Source organism: Streptomyces sp. CB02400 (genome assembly GCF_001905725.1).
In the GTDB taxonomy this organism is placed as follows: domain Bacteria; phylum Actinomycetota; class Actinomycetes; order Streptomycetales; family Streptomycetaceae; genus Streptomyces; species Streptomyces atrovirens.
The window spans coordinates 1-16,654 of record NZ_LIWB01000024.1; the positions used below are offsets into that span (position 1 = coordinate 1).

Here is a 16,654-nt window from a genome sequence, read left to right on the forward strand (position 1 = left end):
TGACCCACCGGACAGGCCCTAGGCGGTCCGCGCGGCCGCCGCGCGCCCCGCCGCCCGGCCCGAGAAGAGGCAGCCGCCGAGGAAGGTGCCCTCCAGGGCGTTGTAGCCGTGGACACCGCCGCCGCCGAAGCCCGCCACCTCGCCGGCCGCGTACAGGCCCTCGACGGGCTGTCCGTCGGCGCCGAGCGCGCGGGAGTCGAGGTCGGTCTGGATGCCGCCGAGGGTCTTGCGGGTGAGGATGTTCAGCTTGACGCCGATCAGCGGACCGGCCGCGGGGTCGAGGATGCGGTGCGGGGTGGCGACGCGGCCGAGGCGGTCGCCGATGTAGCGGCGGGCGTTGCGGATGCCCTGTACCTGGGCGTCCTTGCTGTAGGCGTTGGCCATCTGCAGGTCGCGGGCCTCGATCTGGCGGCGTACGACGGCCGCGTCGAGCAGCGGCTTGTCGGTGAGGGCGTTCATCTTCTCGACGAGCTGTTCGACGGTGGGGGCGGTCACGAAGTCGGCGCCCTTGCGCAGGAACGCGTCCACCGGGCCGGGGGCGCCCTTGCCCAGCACACGGGTGCGCAGGAAGCCGGCCCGGTCCTTGGCGGTGATGTCGGGGTTCTGCTCGGAGCCCGACAGCGCGAACTCCTTCTCGATGATCCTCCGGGTGAGGACGAACCAGGAGTGGTCGTGTCCGGCGATGTCCTCGGTGGTGCGCAGGTGCCTCAGCGTGCCGAGGGTGTCGTAGCCGGGCAGACAGGGGTCGGGCAGCCGGCGGCCGAGGGCGTCGAACCACATCGAGGACGGTCCGGGCAGGATGCGGATGCCGTGTCCGGGCCAGATCGGGTCCCAGTTGCGCAGGCCCTCGGTGTAGTGCCACATGCGGTCCCGGTTGACCAGCCGCACGCCCGCGCGGGCGCTGATGTCGAGCATCCGTCCGTCGACGTAGGCCGGGACCCCGGTGACCATCTCGCGGGGCGGGGTGCCCAGCCGCTCGGGCCAGTACCGGCGGACGATGTCGTGGTCGGCGCCGATGCCGCCGCTGGTGACGATCACGGCCTGGGCGGTGAGCTCGAACTCGCCGGTCGTCTCGCGGCTGGAGGCGACACCGCGCGGTGCGTTGTCCTCCGCCAGTACGGTGCCGCGCACCCCGCGCGCGGTGCCGCCCTCGACGACGAGTTCGTCGACCCGGTGGCGGTGGTGGAAGGTGAGCAGTCCGTCGCGGGAGGCCTGCCGGGCGTACCGGACGAAGGGCGCGACGACGCCGGTGCCGGTGCCCCAGGCGATGTGGAAGCGGGGCACGGTGTTGCCGTGGCCGTCCGCGCGGAGGTCGCCGCGCTCGGCCCAGCCGACGGTGGGCAGGAAGGTGATGCCGTGACTGTCCAGCCAGGACCGCTTCTCCCCCGCCGCCCACTCGACGTAGGCCCTCGCCCAGCGCACCGCCCAGGTGTCCTCGTCGTCGAGCCGGTCGAAGCCCGCGCTGCCCTGCCAGTCGTTCCAGGCGAGGTCGAAGGAGTCCTTGATGCCCAGGCGCCGCTGCTCGGGCGAGCCGACGAGGAACAGCCCGCCGAAGGACCAGAAGGCCTGCCCGCCGAGGTTGGCGGCGTTCTCCTGGTCGACCAGGGCGACCCTGCGGCCCCTGCTGGTCAGCTCGTGGGCCGCGACGAGGCCCGCGAGTCCCGCTCCGACGACGATGACGTCGGCATCCATGGCGACCGTCCCTTCCTGTTGCGCGGTGACTGTTGTCCGGTGAGCAGCGCGGTCAGCAGTTGTCTCAGCCAGGCCCGGGCTCCCGCGACGTCCCGGTCCAGCAGCAGTTGGGTGGTGACACCGTCGTAGGCGGCTACCACGGCGTGCGCGGCGCCCTCGACGTCACCGAGCACGGCGGGCAGTCCGGTGTGGCCGCGGGCACGGGCGAGGCGGTCCTCGACGGCCCGCCGCAGCCGCGCCCGGTGCTCCAGCAGGGCGCGCGCCACCTCCGGGTCGCGGGCGGCGTGCACCAGGAAGTCGGTCTTCACCAGCAGCCAGTCGCGGTCCAGGAGCAGGACCTCGGTGACGCGGTCCACGGCGGCGGGCACGTCGAGGTCGGGTCCGTCCTGGGCGAGGGCCCCGGCGACCTGCTCGGCGATCAGTTCGGCGCGCTCCGTGTAGAGGGCGAAGAACAGTTCGTCCAGGCCGGCGAAGTTGGAGTAGAAGGCGCCCCTGGTGTAGCCGGCGGCCTCGCAGACCTCCTCGATCGAGACATGCCCGAAGCCCTTGGCGGCGAAGACGGCGAACGCGGCCTCGAGCAGGTTCGCGCGCGTGCGCAGCCGGCGCCTGGTGACACGCCTCTCCGTACCGCCCACCGCCATGGCCGTCCCTTCGTTCGATACGGGAACGTATCCGATACGCCGGTGTATCGAAAGGTCCGGGAGCCGCGGAGTTCACACCGGAGCCCTGTCCTCCCCGCCCCCGCTCCCCCACACTGGGCCGCACCCGGGCGGGGAGGGGCCGATGGGCGCGGACACGGGGAACGGGGCACGGGCGGGCCGGCGCGGCGAACTGGACGTGCTGCGCGCCCTCGTCGTCCTCGGGCTGGTGTTCTTCCACACCGCCCTCGTCTTCTCCCCGGACGACGACTTCTACGTCAAGAACGCGCGGACCACGGACGCCGTCACCGTCCTCGCCGGGTTCGGCGTGGTGTGGGCCATGCCCATGCTGTTCCTCGTCGCCGGTCTCGGCGCCCGGCACTCGATCCGCCGGCGGGGGCCCGCCGGGTTCGCCCGGGAACGGCTGCTGCGCCTGGGCGTCCCGCTGGTCTTCGCGACGGCCGTGCTGTGCCCCCTCCCCCAGTGGCTGCGGCTGCGTGCCGCCGACCCCGGGTACGACGAGCCGTACGGGAGGTTCTGGGCGCGCTTCCTGTCCGTGCGGCCGGACCTCGCCGACTTCCCCTTCGTCCTGGAGGGCGACCACTTCGAGACCGGGCACCTGTGGTTCGTCGTCCTGCTGCTCGCCTTCTGCCTGCTGCTCGCGCCGGTCGCCGCCCGGCTGGCGGCCGGGGCCGGCCGTGTGGCGCCCGCGCTCCGGAGCCGCCCCGCGCTGCTCCTGCTGCCCGCGCTGCCGCTCGCCGCCGTCAACGCGCTGCTGGGCATGGAGGAGGGCTTCGCGGGCTGGAACCGCTGGGCGTACCTGCTGTTCTTCGTCCACGGTTTCGCCCTCGCGGACGACGAGCGGGTCCGGGAGGCGACGCGCCGCACCGCGGTCCCCGTGGGCGTGCTGGGTGTGGTGCTGTTCGCCGGGACCGCGCCCGGTTTCGTCGCCGGGGACGACCCGTTCACCGCGTGGACCCCGTCCGCGCTGGTGACCAGGGCGCTGTTCGGGGCGGCCGGCTGGTGCTGGGTGATCGCGATCCTCGGCCTGCTGGACCGGCCGCGGCGCCCGCGCGTACGGAGCGGCCGGGGCGGGATGCTGCCGTATCTGGCCGTCGCCGCCCTGCCGCTGTACGTGCTGCACCAGCCGGTCGTGGTCGCCTTCGCGTACGGCGTGGTCGGCTGGTCCGCGCCGATGGCCGTCAAGTACGCGGTGATCGTGGCCGCCTCACTGACGGCGGTCCTCGCGCTGTACGAGTACGGGGTGCGCAGGTGGGCGGTGACCCGGTTCCTGTTCGGGATGCGCCCGGACCCGCGCACCCCTCCGCCCGCGCCCGCGCGGTGATCTGCTTTCCTACTCGCCTCGGACAGCAACGACTTGGACTCGGGACGATCATGCGAGCAACCGTGCGGCACGTCGCGGACGGCACCTTCCTGGTGCACGGCACGAACACCAACTGGGTGATCCTGACCGAGGGGGACGCCGTCACACTGATCGACACCGGCTACCCCGGCGACCGCGAGGGACTGCTCGCCTCCCTCGCGGAGGTGGGGAGTTCACCGGAGGCGGTGACGGCCGTACTGATCACGCACGCCCACAGCGACCACCTGGGCTCCGCCGAGCACCTGAGCGCCGCGTACGGCACTCCCGTGTACACCCACAAGGCCGAAGTGCCGCACGCCCGGCGGGACTTCCTGCACCAGGTGACCGTCGGGCAGGTGCTGCGCAACGGCTGGCGGCCGGGTGTGCTGCCCTGGGCGGCGCACGCCCTGCGCTCCGGCGGGACGGCGGACGTGGCGGTCACCGCGCCCGAGCCGTTCCCGGGGGCCGGTCCGGGTCCGCTCGATCTGCCCGGCCGGCCCGTGCCCGTGCACACGCCCGGCCACACCGCCGGGCACTGCGCGTTCCACTTCCCGGACACCGGGGTGGTGGTGTCGGGCGACGCCCTGGTGAGCGGCCATCCCACCTCGCGGACCGAGGGACCGCAGATGCTGACGGACATGTTCCACCACGAGCGCGCCACCGCCGTGGCCTCGCTGGACGTCCTGGCGGAACTGGACGGCGACCTGCTGCTGCCCGGACACGGCCCGCTGCACGAGGGGCCCGTACGGGACGCCGCCCGGCTGGCCCGGGAGCGCGCGCAATAGGGTGAGACGACGATCGCCCACGAGACGAGGACACCCCCGCCATGGCACTGCAGATCAACGCCACCAACCCGGAGCACCCCGCGCTCCTGTTGGAACTGCCGTGGCAGCTGCCGCTGGAGGAGTGGCCGGAGGAGTACCTGGTGCCGCTGCCGCGCGGCATCTCCCGGCACGTGGTGCGCTACGCGCGTGCCGGCGACGAGGTGATCGCGGTGAAGGAGCTCGCCCGGCGGCCCGCGCTGCGCGAGTACGAGCTGCTGCGCGACCTGGACCGGATCGGCATCCCGGCGGTGGACCCGCTCGCCGTGGTCACCGGCCGCACCGACACCGCCGGGGAGCCGCTGGAGAGCGTGCTGATCACCCGTCACCTCGGCGGCTCGATGCCGTACCGGTCGATGTTCGAGACGACGCTGCGCCCGGCGACCATGCACCGGCTGATGGACGCGCTCGCCGTGCTGCTGGTGCGGCTGCACCTGGCCGGGTTCGCGTGGGGCGACTGCTCGCTGTCCAACACGCTGTTCCGGCGCGACGCGGGCGCCTACGCCGCGTATCTCGTGGACGCCGAGACCGGGGACCTGCACCCGGAACTGAGCGTCGGCCAGCGGGAGTACGACCTCGATCTCGCGCGCGTCAACATCAGCGGCGAGCTGCTCGACCTGGAGGCCTCCGGGGCGCTGCACCCCTCCGTCGACCCGATCGAGTTCGGCACCGAGATCTGCGCCCGCTACACGGGGCTGTGGCAGGAGCTGACCCGCACCTCCGTCTACCCGGCGGGCAAGCACCACTACATCGAGCGCCGTATCCGCCGGCTGAACGACCTCGGTTTCGACGTGGCCGAGATGCAGATCGAGCACGCCTCCAACGGCGACACCGTCACCTTCGTGCCCAAGGTCGTCGACGCCGGCCATCATCAGCGGCAACTGCTGCGCCTGACCGGCCTGGACGCCGAGGAGAACCAGGCCAGGCGGCTGCTGAACGACCTGGAGAGCTGGATGGCCACCCAGGACGACTACGCGCCCGGCGATCCCCTCGGCGCCCGCCCGGAGGTCCTCGCCCACCGCTGGGTGCGCGAGGTCTTCCGGCCCACCGTGCGGTCCGTGCCGCCGGAGCTGCGCGGCCCGGTGGACGCCGCGGAGATCTACCACGAACTGCTGGAGCACCGCTGGTACCTGTCCGAGCGGGCGCAGCACGACATCGGGCTCGACACGGCCGTCGAGGACTACATCAGGAACATCCTGCCGAAGGCGCGGGAGACGCTCCGGCCGACGGACGACTAGCCGGCCGGAGCGCGCGGGGTCAGGTCGGCGGAACGACCGCCACCGGGCAGTCCGCGTGGTGCAGGACGCCGTAGGCCACCGAGCCGATCCTGGCCCCCACGGCCGTGCGGTGGGCGCGGCGGCCGACCACCATGAGCTGGGCGGTGCCCGCCACCGACAGCAGCACCTGTCCGGCGCTGCCCATCTCCACGTGCTCGATCACGTGCACGTCCGGATAGCGCTCCCGCCACGGCGCGAGGGCCGCCGCCAGCGCCTTCTGCTCGAACGGTTCCAGGCCGCCGGCCTCGTCGAGGAGCTGGAGCGAGGCGGGGCTGTAGGCGAACACCGGCGGCAGGGCCCAGGCCCGTACGGCGCGCACCGTGGCCCCGCGCCGGGCCGCGGTCTCGAAGGCGAGGCCGAGCGCGGCGGCGCTGTCCTCGGGGTCGCCCTGCTGGCCGACGACGATCTCGTGTCCGGCGACCTCGTTCGACGCCTGGTCCCCGGCCCGCACGAACACCACGGGGCGCTCGGCGTCGACGATCACCTGCTGGCCGACCGAGCCGACCAGGAAGCCCATGATCCGCCCGTGTCCGCGCGAGCCGAGCACCAGCAGCTCCGCGTCCGCGGCGGCACCGGTCAGCGTCCGCACGGCGTCGCCCTCCAGGACGTCCGTCGTCACGGCGAGATCGGGGTGGCGTTCACCGACGGCGCGGACCGCCTCCTCCACCGACGCGCGCACCCACTGCTCCTGCGTGGCCCTGTCCCCCGTGTCCACCGCGTCGTGCGCCTCGAACCGCCAGGCGTGCACCACCCTGAGCGGCAGTCCCCGGCGGACCGCCTCCCGCGCGGCCCAGGCCAGCGCGGCGAGGCTCTCCCCGGTTCCGTCGATCCCTGCCGTGATCGGGCGCGTCATGCGGTTCCTCCCGGTGTCGTGTCCGCTTCGCGTGATCCAGTCTTCCCCACGCTCCGAGGCTCGCGCATACCCGAGCGCGGGAGCGCCGTCGAACATACGATGGGCAGGGCCGGTGCGGTGGCCGCGGCCGGGCCGGGGCCCGCCGCGCCGGGGATCCGACCGCACGACGTGGGGGACGTATGACACAGGCCGCCGAAGCGGCGCGGACCGTGATCATGACCGTGGACGACGACCCGGGCGTCTCCCGCGCCGTGGCCCGGGACCTCAGACGGCGCTACGGGGCGTCGTACCGGATCGTGCGCGCGGAGTCCGGCGAGTCCGCGCTGGACGCGCTGCGCGAACTGAAGCTGCGCGGCGACCTCGTCGCCGTGATCCTCGCCGACTACCGGATGCCGCGGATGAACGGCATCGAGTTCCTGGAGCAGGCCCTCGACATCCACCCCGGTGCGCGGCGGGTGCTGCTCACCGCGTACGCGGACACCGGCGCGGCGATCGACGCGATCAACGTCGTCGACCTCGACCACTACCTCCTCAAGCCGTGGGACCCGCCGGAGGAGAAGCTCTACCCGGTCCTGGACGACCTCCTGGAGGCCTGGCGGTGCAGCGACTACCGGCCGGTGCCCAGCACCAAGGTGGTCGGGCACCGCTGGTCGGCGCGCTCCTCGGACGTACGGGAGTTCCTGGCCCGCAACCAGGTGCCCTACCGCTGGTACTCCGCCGACGAGCCGGAGGGCCGGCGGCTGCTGGCCGCCGCGGGCGAGGACGGGATGCGGCTGCCGGTGGTGATCACCCCGGACGGGACGCCGCTGGTGGAGCCGGAGTCCGTGGACCTCGCCGCACAGGTGGGCCTGGCGACGACCCCGGAGGCAGACTTCTACGACCTGGTGGTGATCGGCGGCGGACCGGCGGGGCTCGGCGCGGCGGTCTACGGGGCCTCCGAGGGGCTGCGGACCGTGCTGGTGGAGCGGTCGGCGACCGGCGGGCAGGCGGGGCAGTCCTCCCGGATCGAGAACTACCTGGGCTTCCCCGACGGCGTGTCGGGGGCGCAGCTCACCGAGCGGGCGCGGCGGCAGGCCACGAGGTTCGGCGCCGAGATCCTCACCGCGCGGGAGGTCACGGGTCTCGAGGTCAACGGTTCCGCCCGGGTCGTACGGTTCTCCGACGGGTCGTCGGTCGCCGCGCACAGCGTGATCCTGGCGACCGGGGTGTCGTACCGGCGGCTGGCCGCGCCCGGCTGCGACGACCTCAACGGCTGCGGGGTCTTCTACGGGTCCGCGCTGACGGAGGCCGCCGCCTGCCAGGGCCACGACGTGTACATCGTCGGCGGCGCCAACTCGGCCGGGCAGGCCGCGATGTACCTGTCCCGGTTCGCCAAGTCGGTGACGCTGCTGGTGCGCGGGCCGGATCTGGCGGCGTCGATGTCGCACTACCTGATCCAGCAGATCGACCGGGCGCCGAACATCTCGGTGCGGTGCGGCGCGGTCGTCGAGAGCGCGCACGGCGACGGCCGTCTGGAGCGGCTGACGCTGCGCGACACGGGCAGCGGAGGCACCGAACTCGTCGACGCGCAGTGGCTGTTCGTGTTCATCGGTGCCGCCCCGCTGACCGACTGGCTGGACGGCACGGTGCTGCGGGACGAACGCGGGTTCATCCTCGCCGGGCCCGATCTGACCCCCGACGGGCGGCCACCGGCCGACTGGGAGCTGGACCGGCCGCCGTACCACCTGGAGACCAACGTGCCCGGCGTGTTCGTCGCGGGCGACGCCCGCGCGGAGTCCGCCAAGCGGGTCGCGTCCGCCGTCGGAGAGGGAGCCATGGCCGTGATGCTCGTCCACCGGTACCTGGAGCAGTCGTGAGCGGGCGGCCGATGCCGTGCAGCCCGCGGGAGATCGGCTCCCTGTTCCTGTTCGAGAAGCTCACCGCCGAGCAGCTCGGACGGCTCTGCGCCGAGGGGCGGGTGGAGCGGTTCGAACCCGGGCCGGTCTACGCCGAGGGCGACCCCGCCACCTGCTTCTACGTGATGCTGGAGGGCACCGTCGTGCTGTCCCGCCGGGTGGGCGGGGACGACGTGGAGATCAGCCGCACCTCCCAGCGCGGGGTGTACGCGGGGGCCATGCAGGCGTACCTCGGGGACCGGGTGCGGCAGGTCTACAACAACTCGATGCGCGTGACGGAGCCGACCCGGTTCTTCGTGGTGCCCGCGGACACGTTCGCGAGCATCATGCGGGAGTGGTTCCCGATGGCGGTCCACCTCCTGGAGGGGCTGTTCTTCGGTTCGAAGAACACCCAGCGCGCCATCGGCCAGCGCGAACGGCTGCTGGCGCTGGGCTCGTTGTCGGCCGGGCTGACGCACGAACTGAACAACCCCGCCGCGGCGGCCGTACGGGCGACGGCGACGCTGCGCGAACGCGTCGGCAAGATGCGGCACAAGCTGCGCGTCATCTCCGCGGGCACCTACGACCGCGAGACCCTCGCCCATCTGATCGACATCCAGGAGCGGACGGCCGAACGGGTCGCGAAGGCGCCCGTGCTCAGCCCGCTGGAGGCGTCGGACCGGGAGGACGCGCTCGCCGACTGGCTGGACGACCACGGCATCCCCGACGGCTGGCGGATCGCCCCGACGTTCGTCCAGGCCGGACTGGACCTGGACTGGCTGGACCAGGTCGCCGCCGCCGTGGACGAGGCGACGCTGCCGTCGGCGGTCGGCTGGCTCAGCTACACGGTCGAGACGGAACTGCTCATGGACGAGATCGCGGACTCCACGAACCGCATCTCGCACCTCGTCGGCGCCGCCAAGCAGTACTCGCAGCTCGACCGCGCCCCCTTCCAGGTCGCCGACGTGCACGAACTCCTCGACAGCACCCTGCTGATGCTGTCGGGGAAGTTCGGGCAGCGGATCAAGGTGGTCAAGGAGTACGACCGCGCGCTGCCGCGGATCCCGGCGTACCCGGCGGAGCTCAACCAGGTGTGGACCAACCTGATCGACAACGCGGTCTCCGCCATGAACGGCGCGGGCGCGGACGACGGGCAGGGCACGCTGACCGTGCGCACCGCGCGGGAGAACGACCGGCTGCTGGTGGAGTTCGGCGACACCGGCACGGGCATCCCGCCGGAGGTCCGCGACCGGGTCTTCGACCCGTTCTTCACCACCAAGCCGGTGGGCGAGGGCACCGGCCTCGGACTGGACATCTCCTGGCGGATCGTGGTCGACAGGCACCACGGGACCCTGCGGTTCGAGTCCGAGCCGGGCGACACCCGCTTCCAGGTGCTGCTGCCGCTCACCGCTCCGGCCCCCGACGACACCCCCGAGGAGCCCGCATGACCAGCGACCACGCCATCGACCCCGGTGTTCCCCCGACTGGCGCGGGCTGCGCCGACTGCGACGCCGCGGGCGGCTGGTGGTTCCATCTGCGGCGCTGCGCGCAGTGCGGCCACATCGGCTGCTGCGACAGCTCGCCGGGGCAGCACGCCACGGCGCACTTCGAGGCCACCGGGCATCCCGTGGTCCGCAGCTACGAGCCGGGCGAGGACTGGTTCTGGGACTACGCCACGAACGAGCTGTACGAGTCCGGCCCCGACCTGGCCCCGCCCGTGAGCCACCCGGCGGACCAGCCGTCGCCGGGCCCGGCGGGACGGGTGCCGTCGAACTGGGCTCAGGCGCTGCGCCGCTGAGGAACCGCGGCCGGGAACCCGCGGCCGCCGATCGTCGTTGTCCGGACACCCCCACCGGTCCGTGTACGACGACAGCAGGGCGGCGCGATGCAGGAGTTGGTCCCCGGCGGCAATCTGGCCCTCCCGGGCGGTGCCGTGACCGTCCGGGTGCCCGGCCCCTTCGACGTGTCCGCGCTGATCACGGACGACGGCGGGAAGGTGCGGGGCGACGGCGACTTCGTGTTCTACAACCAGCCGTCCGCGCCGGGCGCCCGGCTCGTCGGGGACACCCTCACCGTCGACCCGTCGGCGCTGCGTCCCGGTGCCGCGCGCGTCACGGTGGCCGTCAGCCCCACCGAGCCCGGCACCCCGCTGAGCGGCCTGCCCGCCCCCGTGCTCCAGGTCGCCGGCGCCGGCGGACGCCCGCTCGCCCGGTTCTCCCCGCCCCGGGTGCGACAGGAGGCCGTGCTGCTCCTCGCGGAGGTCTACCGGCGCGGCGGGGAGTGGAAACTGCGCGCCCTGGGGCAGGGATACGCCGATGGACTGGCCGGTCTCGCACGGGACTTCGGGGTCGACGTGGCGGACGACGACGGGGCGGCCGCCACCCGCACGGCGCCCGCCGCCCCGGTGGGTCCGGCCGCCGGGGACGGCTTCCTCGCACTGGTGAACTCCGTCCGGGCCGCCGCCGGTTCACCTCCGGTCGCCCATGACGCGCGGCTGGCCGGCGCGGCGCGGGAGCACGCCGGCATGATGGCGCGGGGCGGACGCCTCGGTGTCGAGGGCGTGGACGGCGTCTCCGTCCACCAGCGGGTCGTCGCCGCCGGATATCCGTACCTCACCGTCGGCGAGCACCTGGTCTCCGGGCCGCTCACGGTCGACCGGTTCGTCGACCACTGCCTGCGCCACGACGCGGCCCGCCGCACCGTGTGCGACCCCTCCTTCACCCATGCCGCCGTGGGGTCCTGCGACGGGTCCGGCGACCTCTACTGGACGGCGCTGTGGGCCAGTCCGCTCACCCCGGACGGGCTGAACCGTACGACCGGCGAGGTCATCGACCTCACCAACCGGGAGCGCGCCCGCGCCGGACTGCCGCCCCTGTCCCACGACCCCCTGCTGACCGCGGCCGCGCAGGCGCACAGCGCCGACATGGTGGCCCGCGACTTCTACTCCCACACCGCGCCCGACGGCGGCGAACCCTGGGACCGGGCCGCCGCCGCGGGCTCGGCACTGCGGACGATCGGCGAGAACATCGCGTGCGGACAGCGCTCGGCCGCCGAGGTCGTCCAGGGGTGGATGAACAGCCCCGGTCACCGCGCCAACATCCTCAAGGCCGGCTTCTCCCACATCGGCGTCGGATTCGCGGGCGGCGGCCGGGCGGGCACGTACTGGACCCAGCTCTTCGGTGGCTGACCGCGCGCCGGTCCCGGTCCCGTCCGCGCGTGATCCTGGCGGAGGGGGACAGTCCGGGCGAGGATGCCTGTATGAAGGGTGATCTGTTTTCCAGTCAGCACATGGTGCAGCCGGCCACGACCGCGGGCATGACCGTCGAGAACGCCAAATGCATCCGCTACACGGTCGACGGCGAGATGCACGCCCGGCAGGGCGCGATGATCGCCTACCGCGGCAATCTCCAGTTCGAGCGCAAGGGCCAGGGCGTCGGCGGCATGCTCAAACGGGCGGTGACCGGCGAGGGGCTGCCGCTGATGGCGGTGCGCGGCCAGGGCGAGGCCTGGTTCGCGCACGAGGCGCAGAACTGCTTCGTCGTCGACGTCGACCCGGGCGACGAGTTCACCGTCAACGGCCGCAACGTCCTGTGCTTCGACTCCTCGCTGTCGTACCGCATCGCGACCGTGAAGGGCGCCGGCATCACCGGCGGCGGGCTGTTCAACAGCGTGTTCACCGGGCAGGGCCGGCTGGGGCTGGTGTGCGAGGGGAATCCGCTGGTGATCCCGGTGTCGCCGCAGTACCCGGTGTACGTGGACACGGACGCGATCGTCGGCTGGACCGCGGGCCTGGCCACCTCGCTGCACCGTTCCCAGTCGCTGGGCTCGATGCTGCGCGGCGGGTCGGGCGAGGCCGTGCAGCTGATGCTGCAGGGCGAGGGGTACGTCGTCGTCCGGCCCAGTGAGGCGACACCGCAGAAAGCCCAGCAGCACTGAGCGATGTTGACCTTGGCCGCCGCGCGGGTCAGGGTGGATGACGGCACGGATCACACCCCCGCGCCGGAGAGGTGGCAGTCGTGATCGGGATCGCCGACATCGAGACCGCGGCCGAGCGGATCGCCGGGCACGTGGTGCGGACCCCGACCGTGCCGAGCCCCGGCCTGTCGGCACTGCTCGGGGCCCCGGTCACCACGAAGCTGGAGCTGTTGCAGCGCACCGGTTCGTTCAAGGTGCGGGGCGCGGCGGCGAAGCTGCTGTCGCTGAGCGAGGCCGAGCGGGCCGCCGGGGTCGTGGCGGTGAGCGGCGGCAACCACGGGATCGCCCTCGCGGTGATGGCCGCGGCCCTCGACGTGAAGGCCACGGTGGTGATGCCGCGTTCGGCGCCCCTGCGGGCCGTGGAGATCGCGGAGTCCGCGGGCGCGTCGGTGCGGCTGACCGACGACATGGACGGCGCGTTCGCGCTCATGTCCCGGCTCCAGCAGGAGGGGCTGACCCTGGTCCACCCCTTCGACGACCCGGTGGTGGTCGCCGGCCAGGGCACGGTGGGGCTGGAGTTCGCCACGGACGCCGGTGACCTCACGGACGTCCTGGTGAGCATCGGGGGCGGCGGGCTGATCTCCGGCGTCGCGGCGGCGCTGCGCGCGCTGCGGCCCGGGGTGCGGATCTGGGGCGTGGAGACCGAGGGCGCGCAGGCGATGTCCGAGGCGCTGGCGGCGGGCGGCCCGGTGCCGGTGGAGCTGACGTCGATCGTCTCCACGCTCAGCGCCCCGGCCGTCTCCCCGCTGACGTACGAGCATGTGTCGGAGCTGGTCACCGAGGTGCTGGTGGTACCGGACCGGGAGGCGGTGCGGGGCTCGCTGGAGCTCGCGGACCACGCCAAGGTGTGGGCCGAGCCGGCCGCCGGCTGTCTGCTGCCCGCCGCGCGGCGGGTGCTGGAGCGGGCCGGCGAGGGGGCCCGGCTCGGTCTCGTGGTGTGCGGCGGCAACGCCACCACCGGCGACATGATCGCCTGGACGGAACACTTCGAGCTTCGCTGAGCCTCCCGTTGAACGGACCCCGCCCGCTTCCCGTACCACTGGGGGAAGCGGGAGCCGGCGGTTCGACGGGGGATGGCCATGGGCAGGGCGCACGTCTCCACGGAACGGCCGGTCGCCGGACGCTACCGGCTGGTCGAGATCACCCATCGCGAGACCAACCGCGTCCGCTGGTACGCCGACGATCTGCGGACCGGCCGCCCGTGCCTGGTCACCCAGGTCGGGCTCCCGCAGGACACGGCCGGCGCGCGCCGCGCGCCCTCCCGTGCGCCGCGGGCGACGGAGAGCGTGGCGCGACTGTGCCCCGGCCGGATCGCCGGCGTCGTCGACACCGTCGAGGAGGCCGGTTTCCTGTGGACCGTCACCGCGTGGATCGACGGCACACCGCTCGACGATGTCCTCGCCGAGGAGGGCACGTTCACCCCGGTGCGGGCCGCCCGCGTCGCGCTGGAGCTGCTCGACGTGCTGGAGGCCGCGCACGCCGGGGGCGTCACGCACGGCGAGCTCAGCCCCGGCCAGGTGTTCCTGCGCGAGGGCGGGCCGGCCGTCGTCACCGGGTACGGCCTGGCCGGCACGGTGCCGGCGCCCCGGCTCACGGCACCGTCGTACGCCTCCCCGGAGCAGGCCCGCGACGAGCGGATCGGGCCCGCCGCGGACCTGTGGGCGCTGGGCGCGATCCTCTACACGATGCTGGAGGGGCGTCCGCCGTTCCGGGACCGCGGGCGGCCCGAGGCCACGCTGAAGGGCGTGGACCGGCTGCCGCCGCGCGCACCGGTACGGGCGGGCCCGCTCACCCAGGTCGTCCAGGGGCTGCTGCGCAAGGACCCGCGGGAGCGGCTGACCCGCCAGGTGGTCCGCGGGGCGCTCACCCGTGTGCTGCGGGAGGACCCGGGTGCCGCCCCGGCGGCGCCGGGCCCCCGGCCGCACGGCGGGCGCACCGGCACCGTGCGGTACGCGGGCCGGGAGTGGGGCAGGCGGACGACGCTCCTCGGCACCGCGCTGGCCGTCGTCACGGTGGCGGTCGCCGTGCTCGCCGCGGCGCGGGGGCTGCCGGGCGCCGGCGCCGGCTCCGCCGCCGACGCGCCGCCGCCCTCGGCGTCCGCGCCGGCCGGCCCACCGGACGGGCCCGGGGACCCGTCCGCGCCCACCCCGTCCCCCTCCCCGTCGGACGGCGCGGGCGGCCTCCCGCCCGGCTACCGCGCCTACCACGCCCCGGAGGGCTTCTCCGTCGCGCTGCCCGAGGGCTGGGAGCGGCTGGACACCTCCCGCGGCTCCGACCGGGGCTACCGCGTCACCTTCGGCGCCGACGGGGACCCGCGCACGCTCGCCGTCACCTACAGCGAGCGGGTGGGGTCGGACGCGGTGGCCGTGTGGCGGGACGACGTGGAGCCGCGCCTGGAGCGGTCCGGCGACGATTACAAGCGGATCGGCGGGATCCGGGCGACGACGTACCAGGGGCGCGAGGCCGCCGACCTGGAGTGGTACGCCGAGGCCGGCGGCGCCCGGGTGCGCACCTTCGGCCGCGGGTTCCTGCTGGGCGGCGGGCGCGGCTTCTCGCTGCGCTGGACGACCCCGGCCGCCGGCTGGGAGGAACCCGCGAGCCGGGAGGCCCTGCGGACCTTCCTACGGACGTTCCGGCCCGCCGCGGACTGAGCCGCGCGGGGCGCGCAGCCTGCGCAGGGGCCACTCGTGCAGCGGGCGGGTGAACCAGCGGGCCCGGAAGGTCCGGCCGGTGAGGGAGCAGGTGATCCGGAGACGGTGCGGCGTCTCCAGGAACACCAGGTCCACGGCGAGGGTGTCGCCGTCGGCCCAGCCGCCGCTCGCGGCGGCCGGGACGGGCTTCTCGGCGGTCGTCCACCCCTGCCCGTCGAGGAACCGTGCGTCGAACCGTTCGCCGTCCTCGGTGAGGGTCAGCGTCCAGCCGCCGTCGGCGTCCGCCGTGACCTCGGCCGCGGTCAGCTTCGGCTGGTCGCCGCAGCCCCCGCCCTCCGGGGTGAACGCGGCGCCGGACCAGTCCCCGGCCCGCTCCGGCGGTACGGGGCCGCCCCCGGCCGGGGGCAGGGCGAGCCGTTCGAGGCGTTCGCGCAGGGCGGTGTCCGCGGCCTGACGGCCGGTCAGCGGCGCCGGGTGGAAGGCGGGCAGGAGGTGCCGCCAGACCAGGCCGAGGTACTCCTGCATCCGCTCGGTCGCCGTGGTCGCGGCGATCACCGCGTCGTGCTCGGGCAGGACGAGGCAGAACTGCCCGTACGCCCCGTCGCCCCGGAATCCGTGCCGGGACATCCAGAACTGGTGTCCGTAGCCGCGGTCCCAGTCCTGCCGGTCCTGCTCCCCCATGGCACCGGCGGTCGGTATGTGCGGGCGCGAGGCGCGGGCGACCCATCCCTCGGGCAGCAGCCGTTCGCCCCGCCACACCCCGTCGTCCAGGTACAGCAGACCGAGCCTGGCCACGGCGTCGGTGGCGGCGTGCAGTCCGCTGAAGCCGATCTCGCGGCCGGTGCGGTCCCGCTGCCACAGCGTCTCGCCGATGCCCAGCGGGTCGAACAGCCGGGGCCGCAGATAGTCGGTGAGGGTCTGCCCGGTGACCCGCTGCACGATCGCGCCGAGGGTGTACGTGCAGGGCTGGTTGTACGCGAAGACGGTGCCCGGGTCGCGCTGCGGCGGCTGGAGCAGGAAGCCGCGCACGGGTTCGGCGGGGTCGGTGCCGTACGCCGCGTCGACGGTCTCGCTCTCGTGGCCGCTGGCCATGGACGCCACGTGCCGGACCAGCATCGCCCGGCTGCGCGGGTCGGTGACGTCGGCCTCGAACTCCGGGAAGTACGACAGCACCGGGGCGTCGAAGTCGATCAGTCCCTCGGCCTCGGCGAGGGCGGCGGCGGTCGCCGTGAAGCTCTTGCTGAGCGAGTACAGCAGATGCGGGCGCCGCGCGGTGTACGGCGCCCACCAGCCGGCGGCCACGAGCCGGCCGTGGCGCAGGATCATCAGGCTGTGCGGCTCGATGTCCGGGGCGGCTTCGAGGGCGTCGAGGAAGGCGTGGACGCCGGACGCGTCGACGCCTTGGGCGGCGGGGTCGGCGGTGGGGAGCGGGTGGGCAGTCATGAGGGGCATCCTGCCCGGGGCACCGCCGGGTGATCCATCGTTTTCCCCGCCCCGGGCCGGGGGACCC

General features: G+C 74.1%; 14 protein-coding genes. 10 read left to right on the forward strand and 4 right to left on the reverse strand.

The genetic code is table 11. The features are described 5' to 3' along the window. Positions 1–18: 18 nt before the first annotated feature. Both AMK33_RS36245 and AMK33_RS36250 read right to left on the reverse strand, forming a co-directional pair. Entirely contained in the window at positions 19–1,692 is a 1,674-nt protein-coding gene (locus AMK33_RS36245) for an FAD-binding dehydrogenase (RefSeq protein WP_073937287.1), read from the reverse strand. Next, entirely contained in the window at positions 1,629–2,333 is a 705-nt protein-coding gene (locus AMK33_RS36250) for a TetR/AcrR family transcriptional regulator (protein WP_235618297.1), read from the reverse strand. The genes AMK33_RS36245 and AMK33_RS36250 overlap by 64 nt, the downstream gene beginning before the upstream one ends. A gap of 142 nt (positions 2,334–2,475) precedes the next feature. Here AMK33_RS36250 and AMK33_RS36255 point away from each other — a divergent pair, with 142 nt between their 5' ends. The 3 genes from AMK33_RS36255 to AMK33_RS36265 are packed head-to-tail and all read left to right on the forward strand — an operon-like array spanning position 2,476 to position 5,752. After that, on the forward strand, positions 2,476–3,675 hold the full coding sequence (locus AMK33_RS36255) for an acyltransferase family protein (RefSeq protein ID WP_073937288.1): 1,200 nt from the start codon (positions 2,476–2,478) through the stop codon (positions 3,673–3,675). Between the two features lie 50 nt (positions 3,676–3,725). Then, positions 3,726–4,478, forward strand: a complete 753-nt coding sequence (locus tag AMK33_RS36260) for an MBL fold metallo-hydrolase (RefSeq protein WP_073937289.1) — start codon at positions 3,726–3,728, stop codon at positions 4,476–4,478. A 41-nt stretch (positions 4,479–4,519) separates the two neighbouring features. Then, positions 4,520–5,752 (forward strand): DUF4032 domain-containing protein, encoded by a 1,233-nt coding sequence (locus tag AMK33_RS36265; RefSeq protein WP_073937290.1) that lies wholly within the window; start codon positions 4,520–4,522, stop codon positions 5,750–5,752. A 19-nt stretch (positions 5,753–5,771) separates the two neighbouring features. Here the strand turns inward: AMK33_RS36265 and AMK33_RS36270 are convergent, their stop codons facing one another. Beyond that, the gene (locus AMK33_RS36270) at positions 5,772–6,644 is read right to left on the reverse strand and encodes a universal stress protein (RefSeq protein WP_073937291.1); all 873 of its coding nucleotides are present in this window, start codon (positions 6,642–6,644) and stop codon (positions 5,772–5,774) included. 179 nt (positions 6,645–6,823) lie between these two features. Between AMK33_RS36270 and AMK33_RS36275 the strand changes: the two genes are divergently transcribed. From AMK33_RS36275 to AMK33_RS36305, 7 genes are all read left to right on the forward strand, one after another. After that, positions 6,824–8,500, forward strand: a complete 1,677-nt coding sequence (locus AMK33_RS36275) for an FAD-dependent oxidoreductase (RefSeq protein ID WP_073937292.1) — start codon at positions 6,824–6,826, stop codon at positions 8,498–8,500. Further along, complete coding sequence (locus tag AMK33_RS36280; RefSeq protein ID WP_073937293.1) at positions 8,497–9,966, forward strand: ATP-binding protein; 1,470 nt, start codon at positions 8,497–8,499, stop codon at positions 9,964–9,966. The genes AMK33_RS36275 and AMK33_RS36280 overlap by 4 nt, the downstream gene beginning before the upstream one ends. Then, positions 9,963–10,316 (forward strand): UBP-type zinc finger domain-containing protein, encoded by a 354-nt coding sequence (locus tag AMK33_RS36285; protein ID WP_073937294.1) that lies wholly within the window; start codon positions 9,963–9,965, stop codon positions 10,314–10,316. The genes AMK33_RS36280 and AMK33_RS36285 overlap by 4 nt, the downstream gene beginning before the upstream one ends. Before the next feature lie 87 nt (positions 10,317–10,403). Beyond that, positions 10,404–11,705 (forward strand): CAP domain-containing protein, encoded by a 1,302-nt coding sequence (locus AMK33_RS36290; protein WP_073937295.1) that lies wholly within the window; start codon positions 10,404–10,406, stop codon positions 11,703–11,705. 71 nt (positions 11,706–11,776) lie between these two features. Beyond that, entirely contained in the window at positions 11,777–12,454 is a 678-nt protein-coding gene (locus AMK33_RS36295) for an AIM24 family protein (protein WP_073937296.1), read from the forward strand. Positions 12,455–12,534: 80 nt separating this feature from the next. Beyond that, positions 12,535–13,494, forward strand: coding sequence for a threonine/serine dehydratase (locus tag AMK33_RS36300; RefSeq protein WP_073937297.1), 960 nt, complete (start codon positions 12,535–12,537; stop codon positions 13,492–13,494). A 78-nt stretch (positions 13,495–13,572) separates the two neighbouring features. Next, on the forward strand, positions 13,573–15,144 hold the full coding sequence (locus AMK33_RS36305) for a serine/threonine-protein kinase (RefSeq protein WP_201263141.1): 1,572 nt from the start codon (positions 13,573–13,575) through the stop codon (positions 15,142–15,144). Here the strand turns inward: AMK33_RS36305 and AMK33_RS36310 are convergent. Next, positions 15,115–16,587, reverse strand: coding sequence for a serine hydrolase domain-containing protein (locus tag AMK33_RS36310; protein WP_073937299.1), 1,473 nt, complete (start codon positions 16,585–16,587; stop codon positions 15,115–15,117). The genes AMK33_RS36305 and AMK33_RS36310 overlap by 30 nt on opposite strands. Between the last annotated feature and the right edge of the window lie 67 nt (positions 16,588–16,654).

Coding starts and splice junctions, on each gene's coding strand:
- AMK33_RS36245 (WP_073937287.1), bottom strand. CDS start 1,692: ATGGATGCCGACGTCATCGTCGTCGGAGCGGGACTCGCGGGCCTCGTC.
- AMK33_RS36250 (WP_235618297.1), bottom strand. CDS start 2,333: ATGGCGGTGGGCGGTACGGAGAGGCGTGTCACCAGGCGCCGGCTGCGC.
- AMK33_RS36255 (WP_073937288.1), top strand. CDS start 2,476: ATGGGCGCGGACACGGGGAACGGGGCACGGGCGGGCCGGCGCGGCGAA.
- AMK33_RS36260 (WP_073937289.1), top strand. CDS start 3,726: ATGCGAGCAACCGTGCGGCACGTCGCGGACGGCACCTTCCTGGTGCAC.
- AMK33_RS36265 (WP_073937290.1), top strand. CDS start 4,520: ATGGCACTGCAGATCAACGCCACCAACCCGGAGCACCCCGCGCTCCTG.
- AMK33_RS36270 (WP_073937291.1), bottom strand. CDS start 6,644: ATGACGCGCCCGATCACGGCAGGGATCGACGGAACCGGGGAGAGCCTC.
- AMK33_RS36275 (WP_073937292.1), top strand. CDS start 6,824: ATGACACAGGCCGCCGAAGCGGCGCGGACCGTGATCATGACCGTGGAC.
- AMK33_RS36285 (WP_073937294.1), top strand. CDS start 9,963: ATGACCAGCGACCACGCCATCGACCCCGGTGTTCCCCCGACTGGCGCG.
- AMK33_RS36290 (WP_073937295.1), top strand. CDS start 10,404: ATGCAGGAGTTGGTCCCCGGCGGCAATCTGGCCCTCCCGGGCGGTGCC.
- AMK33_RS36295 (WP_073937296.1), top strand. CDS start 11,777: ATGAAGGGTGATCTGTTTTCCAGTCAGCACATGGTGCAGCCGGCCACG.
- AMK33_RS36305 (WP_201263141.1), top strand. CDS start 13,573: ATGGGCAGGGCGCACGTCTCCACGGAACGGCCGGTCGCCGGACGCTAC.
- AMK33_RS36310 (WP_073937299.1), bottom strand. CDS start 16,587: ATGACTGCCCACCCGCTCCCCACCGCCGACCCCGCCGCCCAAGGCGTC.